The sequence below is a fragment of the Stenotrophomonas sp. OVS01A genome (assembly GCF_019969775.1).
Classification (GTDB): domain Bacteria; phylum Pseudomonadota; class Gammaproteobacteria; order Xanthomonadales; family Xanthomonadaceae; genus Stenotrophomonas; species Stenotrophomonas indicatrix.
In genome coordinates this window covers 38,328-54,245 of the sequence record NZ_JAHXYV010000001.1, presented here as the reverse complement: position 1 = coordinate 54,245, position 15,918 = coordinate 38,328, and the positions used below count along the sequence as shown (strand labels likewise).

Annotated in this window: 9 protein-coding genes and 1 tRNA gene; 5 read left to right on the top strand and 5 right to left on the bottom strand. The window is 66.9% G+C overall.

What is annotated here, in order from left to right; translation table 11 throughout:
• Nucleotides 1-107 precede the first annotated feature (107 nt).
• The 5 genes from LC407_RS00240 to LC407_RS00220 all read left to right on the top strand — a co-directional run bounded on the left by LC407_RS00240 (nucleotide 108) and on the right by LC407_RS00220 (nucleotide 11,569).
• The gene (locus tag LC407_RS00240; protein ID WP_223481993.1) at nucleotides 108-2,873 is read left to right on the top strand and encodes a response regulator; all 2,766 of its coding nucleotides are present in this window, start codon (nucleotides 108-110) and stop codon (nucleotides 2,871-2,873) included.
• On the top strand, nucleotides 2,870-4,087 hold the full coding sequence (locus tag LC407_RS00235) for an EAL domain-containing response regulator (RefSeq protein WP_223481992.1): 1,218 nt from the start codon (nucleotides 2,870-2,872) through the stop codon (nucleotides 4,085-4,087). Before LC407_RS00240 ends, LC407_RS00235 begins: the two co-directional genes overlap by 4 nt.
• Before the next feature lie 126 nt (nucleotides 4,088-4,213).
• Nucleotides 4,214-7,417, top strand: coding sequence for a hybrid sensor histidine kinase/response regulator (locus LC407_RS00230; protein WP_223481991.1), 3,204 nt, complete (start codon nucleotides 4,214-4,216; stop codon nucleotides 7,415-7,417).
• Entirely contained in the window at nucleotides 7,414-8,055 is a 642-nt protein-coding gene (locus LC407_RS00225; protein ID WP_025879152.1) for a response regulator transcription factor, read from the top strand. Before LC407_RS00230 ends, LC407_RS00225 begins: the two co-directional genes overlap by 4 nt.
• A gap of 262 nt (nucleotides 8,056-8,317) precedes the next feature.
• On the top strand, nucleotides 8,318-11,569 hold the full coding sequence (locus tag LC407_RS00220; RefSeq protein WP_223481990.1) for an autotransporter outer membrane beta-barrel domain-containing protein: 3,252 nt from the start codon (nucleotides 8,318-8,320) through the stop codon (nucleotides 11,567-11,569).
• 542 nt (nucleotides 11,570-12,111) lie between these two features.
• Here the strand turns inward: LC407_RS00220 and ychF are convergent.
• From ychF to LC407_RS00195, 5 genes are all read right to left on the bottom strand, one after another.
• Nucleotides 12,112-13,203, bottom strand: coding sequence for a redox-regulated ATPase YchF (gene ychF / locus LC407_RS00215; RefSeq protein ID WP_025879150.1), 1,092 nt, complete (start codon nucleotides 13,201-13,203; stop codon nucleotides 12,112-12,114).
• 178 nt (nucleotides 13,204-13,381) lie between these two features.
• On the bottom strand, nucleotides 13,382-13,960 hold the full coding sequence (pth, locus tag LC407_RS00210) for an aminoacyl-tRNA hydrolase (protein WP_025879149.1): 579 nt from the start codon (nucleotides 13,958-13,960) through the stop codon (nucleotides 13,382-13,384).
• A gap of 50 nt (nucleotides 13,961-14,010) precedes the next feature.
• Nucleotides 14,011-14,628, bottom strand: a complete 618-nt coding sequence (locus tag LC407_RS00205; protein ID WP_025879148.1) for a 50S ribosomal protein L25/general stress protein Ctc — start codon at nucleotides 14,626-14,628, stop codon at nucleotides 14,011-14,013.
• 108 nt (nucleotides 14,629-14,736) lie between these two features.
• Nucleotides 14,737-15,696: a ribose-phosphate diphosphokinase gene (locus tag LC407_RS00200; protein ID WP_025879147.1), complete on the bottom strand. Its 960-nt coding sequence runs from the start codon at nucleotides 15,694-15,696 to the stop codon at nucleotides 14,737-14,739.
• A gap of 138 nt (nucleotides 15,697-15,834) precedes the next feature.
• Nucleotides 15,835-15,911: transfer RNA gene (locus LC407_RS00195), tRNA-Gln, on the bottom strand.
• Nucleotides 15,912-15,918 lie beyond the last annotated feature (7 nt).

Below are 15,918 nucleotides of genomic sequence, written 5' to 3'. Positions count from 1 at the left end.
CCCCAGCCTGAACGGTTCCCCGCCGGCGGCCTCCTCCACGGCGGGCGCGCCGCTTTTTAGGACATGGCTGATTCCGGGCGGGTGACCGTCCTCCCTAGGATCGGTGCATGTTCCGATTCCCTCGCCCTTCCCTGCCCCTGGTCGCACCGCCGACCACCGCTTCGGTGCTGCTGCGCTGGCTGACGGTGTGCGTGTTCCTGTGCCTGGCTGCCGCCACCGGCTTCTACCTGCTGACCGCGTTGACCGAAGATATCTCCAGCCACCGCCGCGACATGAATGCCGCCGCGTACAGGGCGCAGATCTACTTCGACCAGCGTGAGGCCCTGCTGCGCTATCTGGGCGATTCGGTGGTGGTGGGTGATCCGTCGGCGCCGTCCAGCGAGGGCGTACGCCAGCTGCCGTTGGACGGGCCGGGTGGAAAGCCGGGCCAGCGCCTGCTGCTGTCGCCGCGCGCAGAACACACGCTGCAGACCCTGCAGACCCATCTGCTGCTGGTCGACGCGCAGGGAACGCATTGGCTGGCCGGCGGCCAGGCCGACGTGGACATCGCCGGCCTGCCCACGCTGCATGTACTGCAGCAGCGCAGCGGCACGCTTGCCGGTACCGACCCGGTGTACTGGCTGCGCGCGGGCGACGCCGGGGTCGCTCTGGCACAACCGGTACAGGCCGGACCGCAACCGGGCCAGTGGTTGATGCTGCTGCTGGACAGTGCGGCCGCCTCGGAAATGATCGATGGCCAGGGCATCGGCGGCTACGCCCTGCTGGACCGCGACGGGCAGCCCGCCCTGTCGAGCCTGGCTCCGCGCCTGGACAGCGCAGGCTGGAAAGCACTGCAGCAGCGCCAGGACGACAGTTTCGGCGTGCTCTGGAGCACAGGCCTGCCACGCGGCGTGGCCTTGGTGAAGGGCGTAGGCAATGACGGCTGGCGGCTGGTCTATCACCTGCCTCCACGCCTGCTGCTCGGCGACATGGCGACCTCGCTGCTGATCAGCAGTGCGTTGCTGCTGCTGGCGGGCATCGCGCTGCGCCTGCTGCGGCATCGCGTCGACCGCCAGTTGATCCAGCCGGCCCTGCTGCAGCACCGGCGCCTGCTGGAAAGCCTGGATTTCAGTTCCACGGTGATCGACCTGGCGCCGGTCGGCATCTGTGTCCTGCGCCGCAGCGACCGCCAGCTGCTGCTGTCCAACCAGCTGCTGCGCGACTGGCTGGGCGAGGAAGGCACGGACAGCGATTGGCAGGCACCGTGGCGCGGGCATGCCGGCGAACGCGGTCGCGGGCTGGAGTTCACCGCACGCGACGGTCGCCAGCTGCAGGTGCTGCATGCGGCCTGCCGTTACCAGGATGACGACGTGCTGCTGTGCGTGTTCCATGACATCTCACGCCATCGCCAGGCGCAGGCGGCGCTGTCCTCGGCGCGGCAGGCGGCCGACGCCGCCAACCAGGCCAAGAGCGCGTTCCTGGCGACCATGAGCCATGAGATCCGCACGCCGCTGTACGGAGTGCTTGGCACGCTGGAGCTGCTCGGTCGCACGCCCCTGGATGCGCGCCAGTCGCAGTACCTGCGCACCATCGAGAGTTCCTCGTCGGTGCTGTTGCAACTGATCAGCGACGTGCTGGATGTGTCCAAGATCGAGTCGGGCCAGCTGAGCCTGGAGCCGGCATCGTTCTCGCCGCGCGAGCTGACCGAGAGCGTGCTGCGCAGCTTCGCCGCTGCGGCGACGCGCAAAGGCCTGCAGGTACTGGTCTGCACCGATCCCCGGTTGCCGACACGGGTGCTCGGTGATGCCGACCGGATCCGCCAGGTGCTCGGCAACCTGCTCAGCAATGCCATCAAGTTCACCGAGCATGGCCGGGTGGTGCTGCGCGTACGACTGGTGCAGCGCGAAGGCGAGTCGAGCGTGCTGGCCTGGCAGGTCACCGATACCGGCGTGGGCATCGCCACCGAGGAACAGGCACGCCTGTTCGAGCCCTTCCGTCAGGTCCGTGGCGCTGCCAGTGCGCAGGGCACCGGGCTGGGCCTGTCGATCAGCGACCGCCTGGTGCGCTTGATGAGTGGCGAACTGCGCGTGGTCAGCGAGCCGGGACTGGGCAGCAGTTTCACCGTGCGCCTGCCCTTGCCGGTGCTGGCGGCGACCGAGGATGGCCCCGCGTTGCTGGCCGAACCGCCGGTGTACGTGCGCGGCCGCGATCGCGAGCTGGTCGATAGTGCCTGTGGCTGGCTGCGCCGCTGGGGTGCCAATGCGCAGCCGCTGCAGGGCGATCCTGCCCTGCTCGACCACGCCGGCGCGATCCTGATGGATGGCGAGGCGGAACAGCCGTTGGCCTGGCAGGGACCGCGGGTGTTGGCCTCGATCGATGGTGGCGACCAACCGGCACCTGCCGCCGATGGCGCGCTGCTGGTCACCCTGCATGGCATGTCCTCGATCGCCTTGGCGGTGGCACGCCAGCAGCGCCAATGCGCAACGCTGCCGACCGCAGCGCGCGATGTGCAGCCAGGCCCGCTGGGACTGCGGGTGCTGGCCGTGGAAGACAATCCCATCAACCGGGTGATCCTGGCCGAACAGCTGCAGGCCCTGGGCTGCGAGGTGGAGCTTGCGCAGGATGGTGTCGAGGCGTTGCAGCTGTGCCAGGCCCATGACTTCGACCTTGTGGTCACCGACATCAACATGCCGCGCATGGACGGCCACACCCTGGCGCGCCGGCTGCGGGCGGAGGGCGTTCTGCTGCCGGTGATCGGCGCCACCGCCAACGCTACCGCCGAGGAGCGCGAGCGCTGCCTGGCCAGTGGCATGCAGGGCTATCTGAGCAAACCCATCGACATCGCACGCCTGCGTCAGGCGCTTTCCGCCGTTCGCCAAGGAGATCCCGCATGACCCGCCGTGTCCTGATCCTGGAAGACCAGCCGTTCCAACGCGGCTATCTCGTCAATCTGTTCAGCGCGCGCGCCGGCGTGCAGGTCGACGCCTGCGAAGACGTCGATGCGGCTATCGCCCTGTGTGCCTGCCAGGCCTATGACCTGGTGGTGAGCGATCTGTTGATGCCCGGCCAGGATGGCATCCAGTTCATCCAGGCACTGGCCGCGCAGCCGCGTCCGCCGCGGCTTGCCGTGGTCAGCGCAGCCTCGCGGCGGATGATGAGTTCGGCACGGTTGATGGCTGAATCACTGGGCCTGGACGTGGTCGGCCTGTTGGCCAAGCCGGTCGCCGCCAGCGATGTCGATGCGCTGCTCGATGCACTGGCGCAGACCCGGCCAGCCGTACGCACCAGCCCGGCTGCGCTGACACCCGAGCCGGACGCGGTGCAGCTGCGGCAGGCGCTGGCCGACGGCAGCCTGACCGCCTGGTTCCAGCCGAAGAAGTCGTTGCAGTCCGGGCGCGTGGTTGCCGCCGAAGCACTGGTGCGCTGGCGCCATCCGCAGCTCGGAACACTGGCGCCTGGAAGCTTCCTGCCGGCACTGTGCCGTCATGGCCTGGAGGGCGAACTGCTGCGCGCGATGCTCACCGCCAGCATCCAGGCGCAGGCGCGCTGGCGCTCCCAGGGATTCCGCGTGCCGGTATCGATCAACCTGCCGCCGCATCTGCTGGAGCAGTCCGATCTTCCCGATGAGCTGCTGGCATTGACCCTGGCCGCCGGCGGCAACCCGGCTGACCTGTGCTTCGAACTGATGGAGAACAGCACCACCCGCCACGTGAGCGACTTCTATGCAGGCGCGTGCCGGTTGCGGATGAAGGGGTTCGGCCTGGCCCAGGACGACTTCGGCCAAGGCCTGAGCTCGGTGCACAACCTGGTCAACACCCCCTTCACCGAGGTCAAGATCGATCGGGCGCTGGTCAGCGGCTGCGCGCGCGATCCCGCCCTGCACCTGACCTTGACCACCGTGATCGCGCTGGCCAACCAGCTCGGTCTGACCATCGTTGCCGAAGGCGTGGAGAGCGATGCCGATCTGGCCGCGCTGCGCCAGCTCGGCTGCAACCAGGTACAGGGTTTCCTGATTTCGCAGGCGCTGCCATCGGACGACTTCACCCGACTGCTGGACGAAGATGCTCCGGATGAGGGCGCGCGCGGCAGCCGTGCAGCATCGCACTGACAGTCGAGGCTGAAAGGCTTCACAATCCCATCAAGAGTCATTGACGATCCTCTCTGCGCGGCGGTACCGGCCGTGCCCCGGGCCCTTCGGGCCGCCATCGACCGCCTACTGCTCCGAGACCTGCCCATGCCGGCCGAGGCCGCTCCCGTACGCCGACTCGCCCGCCGCTCCCTGCGCGTACATGCCCTGCTGATTGGCGTGGTGGTGCTGGCAACCCTGCAGGCCGGCCTGCTGCTGTCCACCGGCAGCCAGCTGTTCAACGAAGAACAGAGCAAGATCCGCTATCACTTCCGTCGCCTGGACGGCACGCTGCAGGAACAGGACCGCTTCCTGCGGCAATGGCGCCTGCATGACGTAGGCAGTCGCGGGCAGCCAGTGGACGAATCTGCCTCGCGTGCGCCGCCCAGCCCCTTGTTCGCCAGTTTCGCCCGGATCGGTGCCGACAGTGGCGCTTCGGCACAGGCAGCGGACGAACTGGGCGACCGCTTCCTGCGCTTCTACGGCGCTTTCTGGGCGGCCTCCCGGTTTCCGCCTCCGCAATGCCTGCTGGTCGATGGCCAGGGCCGCCGTGGCCTGCTTGCGCCGATCCAGACAACGCGTGGTGATCCGGGCCAGAGCAGCCCGCATCACCTGCATCCGGCACTGGCCGCCATCCACCAGGTCCTGCGCGAACGTCCAGCGCTGCGCCGCGGCAGCGTGGTCTGGACACCGGTGGCCTGGCGCGAAGGCCAGACCCGGCTGCTTGCCATCGCGCACGCGCCGCAGGATGCCCGCCTGTGGGGCGAGAACGAGGACGAGTCACTGGCCGCCGTGGCCTGCCTGCTGGATCCCGGCCGCGTCGATGACTACCGCCAGGTGATGGGTACGCCGGTGTTCGAACGGATGTCACTGTTCGATGGCAACGGCCGCCTGCTGCTCGGTGATGCCAGCGATGCCAGCCGCGCCGCTACGTCCTGGCGCGCGGGATTGGACGGCCTGCTGTTCCGCATGCGCAGCGAACACGGCTGGCTGGCGGTGTATCACGTGGGATGGCAACAGGTATTCCAGCACCCGCGCGGGCCCCTGCTGGGCAGCATGGTGGTGGCACTGCTGCTGGCCACCGGTGGCGTGCTGATCCTGCGTGCCTACCGGCGTTCGGTGATCGAACCACTGCGCCGCAACCATGCGCGGTTGCTGGAAAGCGAAGCCTTCAGCCGCACCATCCTCGACAACGCACCGATCGGATTGTGCCTGCTGCGTCGCACCGATGGCCGCGTGCTGCTGGACAACGCGCTGGCGCGTCAGTGGTTGGGGGAAGACCACGACGAGGGTGGCTGGCACGGGCCCTGGCGACGCAGTGTGCTCGCCGCCGGCGGCACTGCCACGGGCGACGGCCTGGCCTACACCACGCCGGACAACCGCCACCTGCTGATCACCGCCACGCCCGCGCGCTATCGCGGCGAACCGGCTGTGCTGTGCCTGTTCATCGATCTCAGCAGCCAGCACGAGGCCGAGCAGGTGCTGCAGCAGGCACGGCGCGCGGCCGACCAGGCCAACCGCGCCAAAAGCCAGTTCCTGGCCACCATGAGCCATGAAATACGCACCCCGCTGTACGGCGTGCTCGGCACGCTGGAACTGCTTGGCCTGACCCCGCTGGATGCGCGCCAGCAGGACTACCTGGACACGATCCAGCGCTCGTCATCGACATTGATGCAGCTGATCAGCGACATTCTGGATGTCAGCAAGGCCGAGGCCGACCAGCTGAGTCTGGAACCCGGCGCGTTCGATCCGGTGCGGTTGACCGAGGACGCACTGGACTCCTACGCCGCTGCCGCCGCACACAAGGGCCTGCAGTTCTACGCCTGCATCGACCCGGACGTACCGGCTGCGGTCAATGGTGATGCCGCGCGCATCCGCCAGATCCTCAACAACCTGATCAGCAATGCGCTGAAGTTCACCGACAGCGGTCGGGTCGTGGTGCGCCTGGGTGCACAGCACATCGATGATCGCTGCTGGCTGCGCTGGCAGGTGGCCGATACCGGCATCGGCATCGCCAGCGAGCACCAGGCACATCTGTTCGAACCCTTCTTCCAGGCCAACCCGGGCACCGATGCCATGCGTGGCACCGGACTGGGCCTGGCGATCTGTGCACACCTGACCGCGATGATGGACGGCCACCTGCGGGTGGTCAGCGAAAGCGGCCTGGGCAGCAGTTTCTCGGTCGAACTGCCGCTGCCTGAGGCAATACCCGATCCGCTGCAGGCGGCTTCACCGCAGTTGCCGGCAGGGCTGCCGGTGCAGGTTCGCGGCAGCGTTCGCGAGTTTGCACAATCGATATGCGATCGGCTGCAGCAGCGTGGCGCACAGGCCAGCGTGCACCGCGACGATGCACCGGCGCTTGTCGACCCTGGCACGGTGATGCTCGACCTTGTGCTGGACGAGGGTGCGCCTGCGTGGAGTGGACCGCAGGTGGTGGCCTGCCGCGAAGGCGGAATGCAGCCGCAACAGGTGCAGGGACATTGGCAGGTCGGCGTGCATCGCCTGGATGCGATCGTGATGGCGCTGGCGGCTGCAGCCGGGCGAGCACTGCCCGCCGAGGTCAACGGGCGTCTGCCCGCGACACGCAGGTTCGGTGGGCTGCAGGTACTGGTCGCCGAAGACAACCCGATCAACCAGGCGATCCTGCGTGACCAGCTGGAGCAGCTCGGCTGCCACGCTGTGGTCGCCAGCGACGGCAATGAGGCCCTGCGCTATTGGCCGCAGCGTCCTTTTGCCCTGGTGTTGACCGACCTCAACATGCCGGGACTGGACGGTTACGGTCTGGCCCGTGCATTGCGCGCGCGTGGGGTTGGCGTACCGATCCATGGCGCAACCGCCAACGCCGACCCGGCCGAACGGCAACGCTGCCACGAGGCAGGGATGCAGGGGGTGCTGGTCAAGCCGATCACCCTGGCAGCACTGCAGCGCCTGCTGACCCAGGTCACGGCCGGGCCGCACAGCGAACCCAGCGACGACGATGCCGATGCTCCGCTGCAGGTTCCGGAAAAGATGCAGGCGTTGTTCGTGCAGACCATGCAGGCCGACCTGGACAGCCTGCAGCGGGCGATCGGCGATGCCTCGCCCGAACGCGTGGCACAGGTGCTGCATCGCATCCGCGGCGCACTGGTGATCGTCGGCGCACCGGCACTGGTGACACACGGCCAGCAGATCGAACAACAGATCGGCGACGGCGACACGCTGCCTGCGCTGGCCGGGGCGCTCGACCATTTCCAACGGCGCCTGCAACGGCTGCTGGGACCATTGACGCACGTCGCCGCCCCCTCACCTTCCCGCAACCCGACACTGCCATGACCACCCGCATCCTCATCGCTGACGACCACCCGATCGTGCTTGCCGGCATCCGCGATGTCCTGGCTGGCGAACTGGACCTGGACGTGGTCGGCGAGGCCGCCGATCCGGCGACCCTGATCGAGCTGATGACGAGCACCCAGCCCCATGCGGTGATCACCGATTACAGCATGCCCGGTGGTGACAGCTTCGGCGATGGCATCAAGCTGATCTCGTTCCTGCGCCGCAGCTTCCCGGACACGCATGTACTGGTATTGACGATGGTCTCCAATCCTTCGCTGGTGGCAGCCATGTATGCCGCTGGCGCGGGCGGCGTGGTGCTCAAGAGCCACGGCCTGGGCAGCCTGGTGCAGGCGCTGCGCACGGTGCTGGCCGACCGCATCTATCGCCCGCCCGGACTGATGCCGGTTGCCGCGGCGGAACCGGCCGATGCCGCGGTGGTGCTGGCACGCCTTTCCCCACGGGAACTGGAAGTGATCCGCCTGTTCACCGGCGGCATGAGCGTGGGCGACATCGCCCGCCAACTGCAGCGCAGCGCGAAGACGGTCAGCACCCAGAAGATCAGCGCGATGCGCAAACTGGGCGTGGACAGCGACCAGGCGCTGATCGAGTACTGCCTGCAGGCCTCGTTGTTCGCCTGAGGCGTCCACAACGCTGAACCGTGCCCGGCCCATGCGCCGGGCACGAAGTGCTTTAGGAAACGCCTGATTCCATAGGACAGGGCTGATTTCTAGTCTGGATGCATCCCGCCACGGTGACGACGTCCCATCGTCATCGCGTTACCGGCGGGAGGGAAACCGGATGGCGCCTGCAGCGGCCATCGCACGCGGTTTCCACAGCGACGCGGCCCTGCCGCGCCAGATCGCGCAGCCGCGCTGCGCCCTGCCACAGGAATCCAACAGCATGAACGCCTCTCCCCCACGGCGCCGCCGTGCGCGCGCCTGCGCGCGCGTAGCGCGCCTTCCCCTGATTCCCAGCCTGCTGGCCAGCGCCTTGTGGGCCGCCCTGCCCGTGCATGCGGCCGAACTGCAGGGGCCGTTGAAGGTTACCGATGGTGGCAGCCTGCAGCTGGGCGCCGACGACACCCTGCAGCACAGTGCAGGCGGCTACGCGCTGGAGGCCAACGGTGTGGGCAGCACCATTACGGTCGATGGCAGCTGGATCTCGAGCACCGGCGGCGGCAGCGGCATCCTTGCCAGCGCCGGTGGCAGCGTCCTGCTCGAGGGCGGCATCCTGCAGGTCGGCAGCGGCAGCACCACCGTCGGCTATGCGCTGAACGCCAGCGGTGCGGGTAGCGTGATCCGCGCCAACAACCTGGTCATCAATGCCTTCCGCAATGGCTCCGGCTACGGCACGGTCAATGCCACCGGTGGCGGCAAGGTGTGGTTGAACGGTGGCCGTGTCAGCAGCGGCGGGCACGCGCTGTACTCCACTGGGCGTGGCAGCGAACTGCACGTGACCGGTACGGAGATCAACAACGGTGCCAACAGCGCAGTGTACGCCGAGGGTGGCGCGCTGCTGTCGCTGGAATCGCTGAAGATGACCTTCGACGAAGCCAGCAGCGGCTACAGCGGCCGTCTGTCCTCCGGCGGCAGCGGCAGCGTGCTGTCGCTGCGCGACGTGGACGTGGTCAACGGCTACTTCGACATCGACAACGGTGGCACGCTGCAGATCGTGGGCGGCAGTGCCAGCAGCAGCGGCAGCAGCATCCGCCTGCTCGGCAACAGTGGCAACCGCGTGTACTCCACCGCCGATATCACCGGCGGCCGTTTCGAGACCGTCGGCGGCTACGGCGTCAACGTTAACAGCTGGGCCAAGCTGACCACCAACGGTGCCCACTTCACCGTGCGCGACGGCTATTCCGGCATCTGGCTGTCCGGCGCGGACTCGCTGGCCGACCTCACCGATACCACGCTCAGCACCTATGGCGACAACGGCTACGGCCATGGCGTGGACGTCTGGGGTGGTACTGCCACGATCACCGGCGGCAGCATCGATACCCACGGCGATGGTGTCTACGGCCTGCGTGCCTCGGGCAGCAATCCGCCGACGCCCTACTCGCGCATCCGCGCCAAGAACCTGGACATCACCACCTACGGCACCGGCGGTGGCGGCGTCTTCCTTGGCGGCAGCACGGCCGATGCGCAGCTGGACGGAGGCTCGATCACCACACTGGGTGCATCCTCGTTCGGCATCGTGCAGATGAACACGGCCAAGCTCACCGCCGACAACCTGAGCATCCATGCGCAGGGCACGAATTCGGGTGTCTATCGCTCCTACATCACCGTGTTCGGGCCGTATTGGGACCGCTTGGTGTTCAACAACAGCACCCTGCAGACCCAGGACGGCCCCGCGTTGTGGCTGCAGGGCAGCAACCACGAGCTCACGCTCAACAACACCGATGTCGTCGCGCGCCAGCAAGGCAACCTCGACGGTGGCCGCCTGCTGCGGGTGAGCGATACGGTGTTCACCGATGGAAGTTCAGTCGCCACCGCAGACATTCTGTTCACTGCCGACAACAGCCGCCTGACCGGCGATGTGGTGGTCGACAGCGCCACCGCCAACGTGCAGATGACGCTGCGCAACGGCACCGTGTTCAACGGCGCGCTGCGCAGCGACTCCGGCTACCAGGTCGCGCAGCTGGCGATGGACGGCAGCAGCCAATGGAACGTGCGTTCCAGTTCCAGCGTCGGCTCGCTGAACCATGCCGGCACCATCGCCTTCGTCGCCCCCACCACCGACGACTTCAAGACCCTGACCGTCACCGGCGACTATGTCGGCAACGATGGCCACTGGCTGTTCAACCGCGCGCTGGGCGACGATGCCTCGCTGGGTGACCAGCTGGTGATCCAGGGCAACAGCAGTGGCACCGCCTCCGTCAGCGTGCGCAACGCAGGGGGCGCCGGTGCCCTGACCAGCGAAGGCATCCGCCTGATCAGCGTGGGCGGCCAGTCCGATGCGCAGTTCTCGCTGCAGGGACGCGCGGTGGCCGGCGCTTACGACTACTTCCTGTACAAGGGCGGCGTCTCCACGCCGGATGACGGCAACTGGTACCTGCGCTCGGAATACGTCCCGCCGGTCGACCCGCCGGAACCGCCCGATCCGCCGATTGATCCGCCGACTCCGCCGACTCCGCCGATCGATCCGCCTGCTCCGCCGATCGATCCGCCGGTAGTTCCGCCGGTCGATCCGCCACTGCCGCCGGCACCGCCGCGCGTGGAGCGACCGGAGCCGGCGGTATACATGGCCAACCAGAGCAGTGCGCTGGGCATGTTCCGGCACAGCCTGTACGACCGCAGCGGTGATCCTGCCGAGGCGACCGGTGGTGGCAGCGACGCCATTGCTTGGGCACAGGTGCGCAGCAGCGCGCCCGGCAGCCGCGGCCACCAGGTGGATGTGGACAGCGAGCTCAACAGCGTGCTGCTGGGCGTCGGTCGTCGCTTCGAAGCCAATGCCGGCGGCCAGCTGCAGGCAGGTGTGATGGCCGGCCATGGCCGGGCACGCAATGACAGTCGCTCGCAGGTGACCGGTTACACCGCGCACGGTGTGGTCAACGGCACCAGCCTGGGCCTGTATGCGACCTGGTTGCAGGACGCGCGGATGGAGCACGGTGCGTATGTGGACGGCTGGCTGCAGTACGGGCGTTTCCGCAACAGCGTGCAGGGCGAAGGGCTGCAGAAGGAGCACTATCGTTCGCACAGCTGGACCGGATCGGCCGAGGCAGGCTATGTGCTGCCCGTGCAGCGCACGGCCCAGCGCGGTGTCTACCTGGAGCCACAGCTGCAGGTGATCCACAGCCGCTACGACGCCGACCGCGTGGTCGAGGCCAACGGCACGGTGGTTGAAGGACGCGACAAGGACAGCACCACCACGCGTGTGGGGCTACGCCTGTACACGCGTTCGCTGACGCAGCGCCAGGGGCAGGTACAGCCGTTCGTCGCGGTGAGCTGGTGGTCCGGTGGCAACGACGCGACCATCGCCGTGGACGGAGAACGCCTGCGCCGGCAGTTGCCGCGTGACATCTACGAAGCCAAGGCCGGCGTGCAGGTGAATCTGTCGGGCGGCTGGCGCGGCTGGGGTGAGATCAGTCACCAGACCGGCGGCATGGGCTTCCGCGATACCAGCGGCCAGCTGGGCGTCTCTTACCGCTGGTAAGCGCTGCGACGGGTGATCCCAGCGAGGGGTCCGGCGATGCGTCGTCGGACCCCTTGTTGTTTTCCACACCACGCGTGGAAATCGATGGGGGTTGGATGTGGACAAGTGGCCATGAGCCACGCACGACAAGCGTTTTCAGCTCTGGTCATTTTTTATCCAATCAATCCACCGCGCCCGCAGGTGCATGTTTTCCACACAGCAGGTGGAAAGCGCTGCGGACTTGATGTGGACAACCCGGCTTGAACGTTATGCCGCAAGCGTTTCAGGGTGTGGCTGTTTTTTGTCCAGGCGCTTCGATGGTTTTCCACACATCGCGTGGAAAGCCGTGGGGGTTTGGTGTGGACAAGTAGCTGCGAGCCCTGCACGGCAAGCGTTTCAAGGCGTGGTGAATTTCTGTCCAAGGCCACCGGCAGCACTGCGCTGGCGCTTCCGCAGCAGAAGCGCGCAGCGGCACTGCTCGTGCACCCCTTCTGACAGGCGCCCGATACAACAAGACCCCGCATTGCGGGGTCCTGTGGACAATCACTGCGCTGCGTCGTCGATCAGACGTTGAAGCGGAAATGCAGGATGTCACCTTCCTGCACGCGGTATTCCTTGCCTTCCAGGCGCAGGCGACCGGCTTCCTTGGCGCCGGCTTCGCCCTTGTACTTGATGAAGTCGTCATACGCGATGGTTTCGGCGCGGATGAAGCCCTTCTCGAAGTCGGTATGGATGACCGCGGCAGCCTGCGGCGCGGTGGCGCCCTTGCGCACGGTCCACGCGCGGACTTCCTTTACACCGGCAGTGAAGTAGGTCTGCAGGCCGAGCAGGCTGTAGGCCGCGTTGATCACACGGTTCAGGCCAGGCTCGGTCAGGCCAAGGTCGGCCAGGAAGGTATCGCGGTCTTCGTCATCCAGCTGCGACAGCTCTTCTTCGATCGCCGCCGACACCGGCACCACCTGCGCGCCTTCTTCGGCGGCACGGGCGCGCACGGCGTCCAGGTGCGGGTTGTTCTCGAAACCGTCTTCCAGCACGTTGGCGATGTACATCACCGGCTTCAGGGTCAGCAGGAACAGATCGCGCACCAGCGCCTTCTCTTCCTCGTCCAGGCCCGCCGAACGGCCGGCCTTGCCATCGGCCAGCGCGGCCTGCAGCTTGGCCAGCACCGGCTTGCGTGCCGCTGCGTCCTTGTCACCGCCCTTGGCCGCACGCTCGGCGCGGTTCAGTGCCTTCTCGACGCTGTCCAGGTCGGCCAGGGCCAGTTCGGTATCGATGGTGTCGATGTCCGAGATCGGGTCGACCTTGTTGTTGACGTGGATGACGTCAGCGTTCTCGAAGCAGCGCACCACATGGGTGATCGCATCCACTTCGCGGATGTGGGCCAGGAACTTGTTGCCCAGGCCTTCGCCACTGGCCGCACCGGCCACCAGGCCGGCGATGTCGACGAACTCCACCGCGGTCGGGATGACCTTCTGCGGGTTGATGATCGCCGCCAGCTCGTTCAGGCGCGGATCCGGCACCGGCACGATGCCGACGTTGGGCTCGATGGTGCAGAACGGGAAGTTCGCCGCGGCGATGCCCGCCTTGGTCAGCGCGTTGAACAGGGTCGACTTGCCGACGTTGGGCAGGCCGACGATGCCGCATTTGATACCCATGGGTGACAGCTCTCTGGGGTGAAAGTGATTGGTGAAACAGCGCACGCGCCGCTTGGCCAATCCATCTCGGTGTCGTCGATCAACATCTGTGCCAACCAAGGTTGGCACCTACCAGGGCCGGTTGGCACCTACCGGGGCCGGTTGGTACCCGTTGCCGGCCAGCGGCCGGCACTACCGGTTATTTCGGGGTGTGCAGCCGCTTCATCGCTTCGCTGAAATCGCCCTGCACCGCCAACGGCAGCACGTCGATCGCATCGTCGATGGCGCGGGAGATCAGTACTTCATCGTCCTTGGAGGGGCGTCCCAGCACCCAGCCCACCACGCGGTCCTTGTGGCCGGGATGGCCGATGCCCACGCGCAGGCGATGGAACCTGCCATGGCCGAGCAACCGGATGGTGTCACGCAGGCCGTTCTGGCCACCGTGTCCACCGTCGAACTTCAAGCGCGCCACGCCGGGCGCCAGGTCCAGTTCGTCGTGGGCCAGCAGGGTGTCCTCCGGCTCGATCTTCCAGAACCGCTGTGCGGCGGTGACCGACTTGCCGCTGAGGTTCATGAAGGTGGCCGGCTTGAGCAGCCACACGGTCTGTCCGGCAATGTCGACCTTGGCGGTCTCGCCAAACAACTTGCTGTCCACGTTCCATCGTGCACCGGCTTTTTCAGCCAGGGCCTCAACGAAATGAAACCCGGCATTGTGCCGGGTCCGGGCGTGCTCCGATCCGGGGTTGCCCAGACCAACGATCAGTCGCAATCCTGCCATCGTTCCATCCAGATACGGCGCCTGCCCCGAAGGACAGGCGCCGCGGGGTATTACTCGGCCGCTGCTTCTTCAGCGTCGGCAGCATCCTGCTTGCCGTGCTTGGCAGTGACGATGGCGTCGTCGTGGTCCTTGCCCAGCGCCAGCGCCGGGATTTCCACGCCCTTCGGCAGCTTGATGTCCGACAGGTACACAACGTCGCCAGCCTTCAGCTCGCCCAGGTCGACTTCGATCGACTCCGGCAGGTCCTTCGGCAGGCAGCTGATGGCCACTTCCTTCAGTTCGTGGGCGACCACGACGTCGGCAGCCTTGCCAGCCGGCGAGGTGTCTTCGTTGATGAAGTGCAGCGGAACCGAAGCGGTCAGCTTCTCGTTCTCGTTCACGCGCAGGAAGTCCAGGTGCATGATCAGCTGCTTGTACGGATGGCGCTGCATGTCACGCAGCAGCACCTTCTGCACCTGGCCGTCCAGGTTCAGGTCCAGGATCGATGCATAGAACCACTCGTTCTGCTGGGCCAGCCAGATTTCGTTGTGGTCCAGGCTGATGGCGACCGGTTCGGCGTTGCCGCCGTACACGATCGCCGGGATCACACCAGCGGTACGCAGGCGGCGGCTCGCACCCTTACGCTGCAGTTCACGCTTGGTGACCTTGATTTCATGGGTCTTCGACATTTTCGACTACTCGGTTGTTGCCTTGCCTTGCGGCTTGGCGGTTGAAGGCACTTCCGCGACCAGAAGCGCCCGGTGTGTCCCTGCCGTTGCCGGCGGGGACGAAAAAAATCAATCCACGTACAGCGAGCTGACCGACTCGCCGAAGGCGATGCGGCGCATCGTTTCGGCCAGCATTTCCGCCACGCTCAGCTGGCGGATCTTGCTGCACACCCGCGCGGCGTCCTTCAGCGGGATGGTGTCGGTCACCACCAGCTCATCAAGCTGGGAATTGGTGATGTTGTCCACCGCCGGGCCCGACAGCACCGCGTGGGTGCAGTAGGCGGCGACCTTCAGCGCACCGCGCGCCTTCAGGGCAGCAGCAGCGGCGCACAGGGTGCCGGCGGTGTCGACGATGTCATCGACCATCACGCAGGTCTTGCCTTCGACGTCACCGATGATGTTCATCACGGTGGAGACGTTGGCGCGCGGACGGCGCTTGTCGATGATCGCCAGGTCGGCGTCATCCAGGCGCTTGGCCACTGCACGGGCGCGGACCACGCCGCCCACGTCCGGCGACACCACGATCAGGTTCTCGGTGCCGTAGGCGCGCCAGATGTCGGCCAGCAGCAGCGGAGAGGCATACACGTTGTCGACCGGAATATCGAAGAAGCCCTGGATCTGGTCGGCGTGCAGGTCGACGGTCAGCACGCGATCAGCGCCGGCGGTGCTGAACATCTTCGCCGCCAGCTTGGCGGTGATCGGCACGCGCGAGGAACGCATGCGGCGATCCTGGCGCGAGTAGCCGAAGTACGGCACCACGGCGGTCACGCTGGCCACCGATGCGCGCTTGAGCGCGTCGATCAGCACCAGCAGTTCCATCAGGTTTTCCGCGCTCGGCGCCGAGGTCGGCTGGATCACGAACACGTCCTGCTTGCGGACGTTCTCTTCGATTTCCACCTGCACTTCACCATCGGAGAAGTGCGAGACCAGCGCCTTGCCCGGGCGGACTCCCAGTTCCTTGCAGATGTTCTGCGCCAGACGTTTGTTGGCGTTGCCGGAAAAGACCAGCAGGTTCGGGGACTCTTGCATCATGATTGTCTCGGGCGGGGACGAGTGGCGGGGATCCGGTAGCGGCAAGGACCACGTCGGCCCCTGCTGCTGACAACACCGCGGCTGTTCCCACGTCCCGCGCAGGTGATGCGCTGGAAGGCGCGGACGCAGCCGCATTGGCAGGGGCGGGAGGATTCGAACCTCCGAATGCCAGGATCAAAACCTGGTGCCTTGGGCCTCTTGGCGACGCCCCTGCATTGA

Coding starts and splice junctions, on each gene's coding strand:
- LC407_RS00240 (WP_223481993.1), top strand. CDS start 108: ATGTTCCGATTCCCTCGCCCTTCCCTGCCCCTGGTCGCACCGCCGACC.
- LC407_RS00235 (WP_223481992.1), top strand. CDS start 2,870: ATGACCCGCCGTGTCCTGATCCTGGAAGACCAGCCGTTCCAACGCGGC.
- LC407_RS00230 (WP_223481991.1), top strand. CDS start 4,214: ATGCCGGCCGAGGCCGCTCCCGTACGCCGACTCGCCCGCCGCTCCCTG.
- LC407_RS00225 (WP_025879152.1), top strand. CDS start 7,414: ATGACCACCCGCATCCTCATCGCTGACGACCACCCGATCGTGCTTGCC.
- LC407_RS00220 (WP_223481990.1), top strand. CDS start 8,318: ATGAACGCCTCTCCCCCACGGCGCCGCCGTGCGCGCGCCTGCGCGCGC.
- ychF (WP_025879150.1), bottom strand. CDS start 13,203: ATGGGTATCAAATGCGGCATCGTCGGCCTGCCCAACGTCGGCAAGTCG.
- pth (WP_025879149.1), bottom strand. CDS start 13,960: ATGGCAGGATTGCGACTGATCGTTGGTCTGGGCAACCCCGGATCGGAG.
- LC407_RS00205 (WP_025879148.1), bottom strand. CDS start 14,628: ATGTCGAAGACCCATGAAATCAAGGTCACCAAGCGTGAACTGCAGCGT.
- LC407_RS00200 (WP_025879147.1), bottom strand. CDS start 15,696: ATGCAAGAGTCCCCGAACCTGCTGGTCTTTTCCGGCAACGCCAACAAA.